This window comes from Okeania sp. SIO2B3 (assembly GCF_010672525.1).
Classification (GTDB): domain Bacteria; phylum Cyanobacteriota; class Cyanobacteriia; order Cyanobacteriales; family Microcoleaceae; genus Okeania.
In genome coordinates this window covers 38,448-46,000 of sequence record NZ_JAAHGH010000055.1, presented here as the reverse complement: position 1 = coordinate 46,000, position 7,553 = coordinate 38,448, and the positions used below count along the sequence as shown (strand labels likewise).

Sequence of the window (7,553 nt, the reverse complement as noted above, 5' to 3'; positions counted from 1 at the left end):
TAGTTGTCATAATGTATGATTGCTGTTATGTATGTATGAAATTTTCGAGGTACGGTGGTGCAGGTGTTTTTTGTTTCCTGCTCCGTTGTTAATAATATAGCTAGTTTATTTCGGTTTGTAAAGGGGTTTAATTCGTAAGGTTTTAAATATAATTTATAAGTTAAGCTTATTTTAACTGAGTCCTGACCCTGGGGAGCTGGGACAAGAGGCGATCGCCAGAGACTGAACAGGTAAGATGCCTCTTCTAATATGTCCTAGCCTTGTTTGGGGTGCATCAAATTAAGAAATCCGGTTTCTCCTAGGAAACCAGGTTTCTGGGCTACTCATCAAATGTCTGGAAGCTCAATATCTACTCCTCGAATGTGGTAGCCTTGCTTGATTGAAATGCACCCCATTTGGGGCCTGGCTAAAACCTGGGGCTAGGGTCAACAGTATTGGCAACTTTGAACTCTGCCGCACCCACTTCCTGCAGCGAGAATGTAATGGGATAAGGCCTGGAAGCAGCCCTACAAAAATCGGGTATCAGACGGATGAATGTGGCAGTCAGAGGCTGGGATTTGTCCGATACGACTATGAAGTCCTGTTTCTTAGTGCAGCCAGTGCTAGTCACTATGATCGTTACTGTTTTTTCAGTTACTTCTAGTCCATGCAATGTTTCTATAACTGGCTGATATTGACTGATATAGTCATCGATCTCGCTGGCTAAAGCAGTGGGAGCTGCGACACAAAAGATTGCCGTAAATAGCAGGGTCGCCAGGCCGAGTGCCACTCTTGAGAGTGCTTTCTTCAAGGGAAGAACTGCTGGGAATTTGCTTTTAAGTGTTCTACTTAGCATAATTTCTTTGCAATTAATGAGTTTGAGAATCTTGGCCTTAAATTAAGGCAACAGAAATCTCTGGATGATGGAGATGGAAAGCTTGTTATTCTGACCATTATAAGTGGAATGGCGCAGCAAACTAAAGGATATTGGCTCCTAGTTTGAAGATCGTCCCGGCCAACATAAAAAAAGACAGATGTTAAAAACCTTAGATTTAGAACTCTCCCTAGATAAAGAAACTTATATAAGCAAGCTCGAAGCCTTAATGCAGAAGTTAAGAACCCTACAGAGAGCTTGCTGGCAAAAAAAATTACCCGTGTTGATAGTATTAGAAGGTTGGGCCGCTGCGGGTAAAGGTGCTTTAGTTAAGCAAATAATAGGATATATGGACCCAAGGGGATTTGTGGTTCATCCAATTTGGCCTGCTACAGCACAAGAGCGACAATATCCTTTTATGTGGAGGTTTTGGCAAAGACTTCCTAGAGCAGGACAAATTGGATTATTCTATCATAGCTGGTACACTCATGTCCTGGAAGAACGATTATTTAAAAGAGTCTCAGAGGCAGAAATTCCCATAAGATTAGAGCAAATTAATGCTTTTGAGCGTCAGATGGTGGATAATAGGGTGGCGATCGCTAAATTCTGGATTCATTTGAGCAAAAAAGAATTGAAGGAGCGTTTAAAAAAAACTGCTGCTGATTCTTTAAAAGCTTGGCGGGTCAGAAGTGAAGACTGGCAACAAGCCAAAAATTATAAAAAATATACTGCTTTTGCTGAGGAAATGCTGATTCATACCAACACAGAATTTGCTCCCTGGACATTGGTAGAAGGAAACTCTCAACGTTGGGCAAGAGTCAAAGTGCTGACAGAAATGGTCTCAATTTTGAGTAAAGCTTTGGACGAACTGCATATTCAGGCCACACCACTCACAAATCCTTTTCAAGAACAACTCAAATCAAGGGAACCAGATTTTTTAGCTGAAGTAGATTTGACCCAAAGCTTATCTCCTAAACAGTATAAAAAATCTCTACGGCAGCAGCAAGCACTTTTGAATAAACTGCAATTGGAAATTTACAAACATCAAATCCCAGTGCTGGTAATATTTGAGGGTTGGGATGCTGCGGGTAAGGGTGGGGCAATTAAAAGATTAACAGATAATTTAGACCCCCGTAGTTATGTAGTTAGTGCTTTTGCTGCACCAACAGAGTCAGAAAAAGCCTACCATTATCTCTGGCGGTTTTGGAAACAGTTGCCAGAAGCAGGAAATATTGGTATTTTTGACCGCAGTTGGTATGGTCGAGTTTTGGTGGAGCGGGTGGAAAGATTTGCTACAGATTCAGAATGGCAACGTGCATATCAGGAAATTAATGAGTTTGAGGGACAATTGACCAGTGCAGGTTATGTTTTGGTCAAGTTTTGGTTACATATTAGTCAGGAGGAACAATTAAGGCGATTTACTGAACGGCAAAATGACCCATTTAAACAGTATAAGCTTACAGAGGAAGATTGGCGCAATCGAGAAAAGTGGGAAGTTTATGAAGTAGCTGTTAATCAAATGATTGAGCTTACAAGTACGGCAACTGCACCTTGGACTTTAATTGCGGGTGATGATAAACATTATGCTCGTGTTAAAGTAATCCAAACAGTGACAGAAGCAATCAAAACTCAACTTAAGTACCGATAAAATAAGTTGATTTTTATTTTTATATACGGGAAATGTTGCATCAACTCACTTAATTGATGCAACTAATAATCCAAATTTTCTCAGGACAGAAATCAAAAAAATTATGCTGATCATCTTAACCAGAATAGTATTTTGTATACTATTAATTTGCATGACTCTATCACTCTGGAAAACCTGTGGTGATGATAAGAGAAACTTAATTTATAAGTTATTGATGGTATTTTCAATTATTTTGTTGATACTGGCATTTTATGCACCAGATAGTCCCGTGGGGGCTGCTGTTTTCAGGTTTCTGGCTTTTGCATTTAAACCACTTGGTTTTTCGATTATATTGTTGATCTATGCAACTACTCTCATATCAAATGGGGGGATAAAAAATCCAGCACCAGCTTTGATTATTACAGCTTTAATAGTGTTAATAATTTCTAGCGCACCAGTATTTGCTGTCTGGGCAGCTCAACAAGCAGAAGAAGATGCTATAGAAGTCGTTTCAGTCTCAGCTTGTTGTGACCAAAAAGCAGATGCAATTGTATTACTAGGTCAAGGTACAACTCAACCAATAATACCTGATAGAATACAAGTTCAGCTAACTAAAACTGCAGAGCGAATTATCTATGCTGCTCAATTGTATAAAAAAGGTTTAGCTCCTTACGTTATTGTTAGTGCTGGTCCAAGAATTGGAGAAGATATTAATACAGTTGAAGCTAAAGATATCAAAAGAGTTTTAGTTTTATTGGGTGTTCCAAGAGGTGCTATTATTATTGAACCAAATAGCTCAACGGTATATGAAAGTGCTATTGAAACTCGTGAAATATTAGATGCAAAAGGTTTAGAACCTGTAGTTATTGTTGTTACTTCTGCTATTCAAATTCGTCGTGCTAGTTTAACTTTCACTGAACTAGGTATGAGGACTATTCCTGCTCCCACAGATTTTAATACTGTAAATCCTTATGAAGATTCTTCCTATCGTTTTGTACTAGCAGATTTTCTACCCAATGCCGAAGCACTTTTACTAACTACAGAAGTTTGGGAAGAATATTTGGCATTATTTTACTATTTCTTACGCGGTTGGTTAGCTCCTGGTTTTTGAGGAAGTATTTTCAACTAACTATATTGTTTTTACGTAAGCATTTCCTCCGGAATGCTGCGCAAACAACTGTCAGCTATTAGCTAGCCTCCTATGGTCGGAACTGCGAACTTCAGCTATTAATTTTGAGGAAGATAAAAGCAACCTTTGAAATTGAATTTGAATAAAAATTACTGGTAAAGTTCCTTTCCTAAACCTTAGAAGTAATTACTCATTACTAATTGCTGATAGCTGAATGCTTATGTTTTTGCTGAAAAAAAAATCTAAATTTATCAAAATAACATGGGTCTAAGACCCTGCCTTTTAAGGCGCAATATTTTTGGAGAGTTGCTCATATCCCCTACTTCCCCTCCTGGGAGGGGGAGGGGCGAGGGGTGGGTTGGGAGGGGTTATATCATGTCCGGATAATTAGTGATAAAAAAACTTTCTACTTTTCCTCCTCTTTATTCTTTCTTCTTTCTTCTTGCTTCTTTCTTCTTCTTTCTTCCCTCCTGACTCCTGAGGACTGACTCCTGACTCCTCCGTCATTTATTTATAAGTATTCAACCGGACATGATATTAGGGGTGGGTTAACTTCAGTAGGAGCGAATGGCCATTTGCGTTCCGCAAAGCTCCGCTTTATATGTTGCGGAGCAAAACGCCCCTACTGACTTCTGACTTCTGACTTCGTTAAGCCCCTCAAAAATTTTGAATAGCAGAGGGGCATTTTTATTATGTTTAATAATAATTTTGATGATAATTTATTTAAAAAAATTCACTAAATAATCAGTAGCGAATTTACCTTAATTTTCTTCAAAAGATATTATTTCTAATGGGTCATAATTACTAGAGGACGTAGTTGTTGGATTGTTCTCTGAATTAGAAGGAGAAGCGGTAGAAGCAGGAGAAGCAGGAGTAGATGGTTCCTGATTTATGCTTTTTTTACCACCAGGTACTAAAAAATTAACAATCACCAAAATACCTAAAAATATAAATAACAATATTCTCACAAAATCTTGTCCGGGAGGTGTTTTTGATGGTTTCTCTTTTGGTTTTTCAAGTTTAACTTTAATAGTTTCAATGTCAATAGTGTCATTGTCTTTTACATCAAATGAAAGAGAAAATTGCTTGCCCATATTTGTTATTCCTATTGTGGCAAATATTGTGGTTAAGATATTAAGATAATTTTAGTAATATTTTGAGTTTAATTTCAGACAAAATTATTTAGGAGTCATTTCAGTTATCAGTTAGCCTCCTATGGTCGGAACTGCGGACTTCAGTTAGCCTCCTCCGAAGGAACTGCGGACTTCAGTACCTCTGCAATAAGGAGGCTTGAAATCTGAAATATTCTCTTTACTCTTGGTTGGTTTGATCTGGTAAGATTTCCTCGTCATCCCATCCTAACGGACTGCTCCGCAAACGACCGCTTTTTATCCCCTTAAAAAGGGAGGCTATTGACCAGAATTTTTCGGTCATACATTTATATTTTCCTTTATATAATCTATTTGGTATCTATTAGGCATATCCTACAAAATAGGGAGTAGGGAGTAGGGAATAGGGGGAAATAATTGATGAATCAGAGTGCAATAATTGATTTTGTTTTTGATTATTGGAGATATCTATAATTATGTACTTAAATATCAATATTATGACTCCTGATTTTTGGGCAAAAAAGCCCTACCTTTGCAAAGATACCAAATGGTTTCTATAGATTTAATACCTCACACTTCACCCTCGGTGTCTATAATTGCTTGGAGTTTGTAGACGCGGAGGGATAGTTTTTCAGTATCCCTATCTACTTTTTTCTTCTTCAATTGATACAGCTCATTTTTAACAAGAACTAACAATTTTTTCATGGATTTTTAATTTAATTTTTTTTGTATCTTTAAACTATAGCAGTGGAAGGAAATGTTAGGACATATCAAAAGCTTAAAACTCAGATAAAGCCAGATTTTTCCTTCTCTGGTAGATAACTAAACGCCTTCTTCCTTCTTCCTTCTTCCTTTTTCCTTCTACTATATCTACAATCATAACATTATCTAAAATCTAAAGTCACTACTATGCCTCAATCTTCCCGACTAAGACTTAAAAAATTAGCCTCCTACTTAGGTCCTCACTGGAAAAAGTCATCATTAGGAGTTTTTTCTCTACTAATAGTCAATAGTTTAGGGATATATATTCCCAAATTAATTAGTCAAGCAATAGATGATTTAAAAGTAGCAACCAAATTTGATGAATTTTTATACTATGTAGTAGCAATTATAATTTTTGCCTCCATTATGTGGGTAATTAGAGTAGTATCGCGCATACTCATATTTGGAGTAGGTAGGCAAGTAGAATTTGACCTCAAACAAAAGATTTTTAATCGACTCTTAAAATTAGAACCATCCTATTTTAGTAATAATACAATAGGAGATTTAATTAACCGCGCCACAAGTGATGTTGATAATATCCGCAGACTATTAGGTTTTGCAGTTTTAAGTATTAGCAATACAATTTTTGCCTATGGTTTAACTATGCCAGTTATGCTTTCTATTAATGTGCGGTTAACTCTATTAGCAGTTTCTGTTTATCCTGTCATGCTAATACTGGTGAAAATATTTAGTAATAAATTGCAAAGTCAACAATTAGCTGTGCAAGAGGAACTTTCTAATATGAGCGATTTGATTCAAGAGGATATGAATGGTATTTCTCTAATCAAAATTTATGCTCAAGAAGAAAATGAACGACAAGGTTTTAGTGATTATAATCAGCGACTTTTAGAGGCAAATTTAGAGTTAGCTAAAACTCGTAATATTCTTTTTCCTATCCTAGTTAGTTTAGCAAGTTCAAGCTTATTAATATTACTAATGAATGGATCGATATACCTGGAAAATGGTGAATTAACAGTTGGTAATTTTGTAGCTTTAATTATTTATGTTGAGCGTTTAGTTTTTCCCACGGCATTACTAGGTTTTACTATTACTGCTTATCAAAGAGGAGAAGTAAGTATTGATCGTATAGAAGCTATTCTCACAGTTGAACCGAAAATTAAAGACCATGAATCACCTCTAGATTTTCCCAAAGTAGTAAAAGGTTGGGTAAAAAGCCAAGGATTAACATATACTTATCCAGGTAGTAAAACACCAGCCTTAGACAACATTAATTTTCTGATTCAACCAGGAGAAACTATTGCTATTGTCGGATCTATTGGTGCCGGAAAATCAACTTTAGCAAATACATTACCTCGACTTTTAGATATTAATATTGACCAACTATTTATAGATGGCTATGACATAACTCAACTAAAATTAACAGATTTACGCCAGGCGATCGCCTACGTTCCTCAAGAAAGTTTTCTCTTCAGTACAACAATTAAAAATAACATCCGTTATGGAGACCCATTAGCAGAACAAATAGAAATAGAAGCTGCTGCTAAACAAGCACAAATTCACGCAGAAATTCTCAACTTTCCCCAACAATATGAAACGATAGTTGGAGAAAGAGGGATTACTTTATCAGGAGGACAAAGGCAAAGAACGGCATTAGCAAGAGCATTATTAGTTGACGCTCCAATATTAATTTTAGATGATGCACTTTCCAGCGTAGATAATCAGACAGCAACTCATATTTTGCAAAATTTATCAACTGGAACTCAAAAGAAAACTGTAATTTTTATCTCTCATCAAATGTCTGCTGCTGCTACTGCTAATAGAATTTTTGTCATGGATAAAGGGAAAATTGTACAAACTGGAAATCATGCAGAATTAGTAGAGCAAACCGGATTATATCAGTCACTTTGGAATGAGCAAAAACTTAAACAGTTATTAGAATAGAAGTCATAATTCAGAATTCAGGAGCCAGAATTCAGGAGTTACATGGGAATAGATTTAATGCCATTTTTGATGTTGTAAATTATCTTGTTCGTCAAATAGACTTTCATATAAAGTTATAGGCGATGGTGCTTAAAGTTTATGAGGATAGTTTGATTTCTGAATAACTGAAGT

Annotated in this window: 7 protein-coding genes; 3 read left to right on the top strand and 4 right to left on the bottom strand. The window is 36.4% G+C overall.

Annotation, left to right across the window (positions count from 1 at the left end):
* Nucleotides 1-406: 406 nt before the first annotated feature.
* Nucleotides 407-835, bottom strand: a complete 429-nt coding sequence (locus F6K15_RS25570) for a hypothetical protein (RefSeq protein WP_293066114.1) — start codon at nt 833-835, stop codon at nt 407-409.
* 178 nt (nt 836-1,013) lie between these two features.
* Between F6K15_RS25570 and pap the strand changes: the two genes are divergently transcribed.
* Nucleotides 1,014-2,501 carry a polyphosphate:AMP phosphotransferase gene (pap, locus tag F6K15_RS25565; protein ID WP_293066112.1) on the top strand — a complete coding sequence of 496 codons (1,488 nt, stop codon included), beginning with the start codon at nt 1,014-1,016 and terminating at the stop codon, nt 2,499-2,501.
* Nucleotides 2,502-2,652: 151 nt separating this feature from the next.
* Entirely contained in the window at nt 2,653-3,591 is a 939-nt protein-coding gene (locus F6K15_RS25560) for a YdcF family protein (protein WP_293066109.1), read from the top strand.
* 779 nt (nt 3,592-4,370) lie between these two features.
* Here the strand turns inward: F6K15_RS25560 and F6K15_RS25555 are convergent.
* The 3 genes from F6K15_RS25555 to F6K15_RS25545 all read right to left on the bottom strand — a co-directional run bounded on the left by F6K15_RS25555 (nt 4,371) and on the right by F6K15_RS25545 (nt 5,423).
* Entirely contained in the window at nt 4,371-4,703 is a 333-nt protein-coding gene (locus F6K15_RS25555; RefSeq protein ID WP_293066106.1) for a hypothetical protein, read from the bottom strand.
* Nucleotides 4,704-4,920: 217 nt separating this feature from the next.
* Entirely contained in the window at nt 4,921-5,043 is a 123-nt protein-coding gene (locus F6K15_RS25550; RefSeq protein ID WP_293066104.1) for a hypothetical protein, read from the bottom strand.
* A 245-nt stretch (nt 5,044-5,288) separates the two neighbouring features.
* Nucleotides 5,289-5,423, bottom strand: a complete 135-nt coding sequence (locus F6K15_RS25545) for a hypothetical protein (protein ID WP_293066101.1) — start codon at nt 5,421-5,423, stop codon at nt 5,289-5,291.
* Nucleotides 5,424-5,627: 204 nt separating this feature from the next.
* Between F6K15_RS25545 and F6K15_RS25540 the strand changes: the two genes are divergently transcribed.
* Nucleotides 5,628-7,382, top strand: a complete 1,755-nt coding sequence (locus F6K15_RS25540; RefSeq protein ID WP_293066098.1) for an ABC transporter ATP-binding protein — start codon at nt 5,628-5,630, stop codon at nt 7,380-7,382.
* Nucleotides 7,383-7,553 lie beyond the last annotated feature (171 nt).

Coding starts and splice junctions, on each gene's coding strand:
- F6K15_RS25555 (WP_293066106.1), bottom strand. CDS start 4,703: ATGGGCAAGCAATTTTCTCTTTCATTTGATGTAAAAGACAATGACACT.
- F6K15_RS25545 (WP_293066101.1), bottom strand. CDS start 5,423: ATGAAAAAATTGTTAGTTCTTGTTAAAAATGAGCTGTATCAATTGAAG.
- F6K15_RS25540 (WP_293066098.1), top strand. CDS start 5,628: ATGCCTCAATCTTCCCGACTAAGACTTAAAAAATTAGCCTCCTACTTA.
- F6K15_RS25550 (WP_293066104.1), bottom strand. CDS start 5,043: ATGACCGAAAAATTCTGGTCAATAGCCTCCCTTTTTAAGGGGATAAAA.
- F6K15_RS25570 (WP_293066114.1), bottom strand. CDS start 835: ATGCTAAGTAGAACACTTAAAAGCAAATTCCCAGCAGTTCTTCCCTTG.
- pap (WP_293066112.1), top strand. CDS start 1,014: ATGTTAAAAACCTTAGATTTAGAACTCTCCCTAGATAAAGAAACTTAT.
- F6K15_RS25560 (WP_293066109.1), top strand. CDS start 2,653: ATGACTCTATCACTCTGGAAAACCTGTGGTGATGATAAGAGAAACTTA.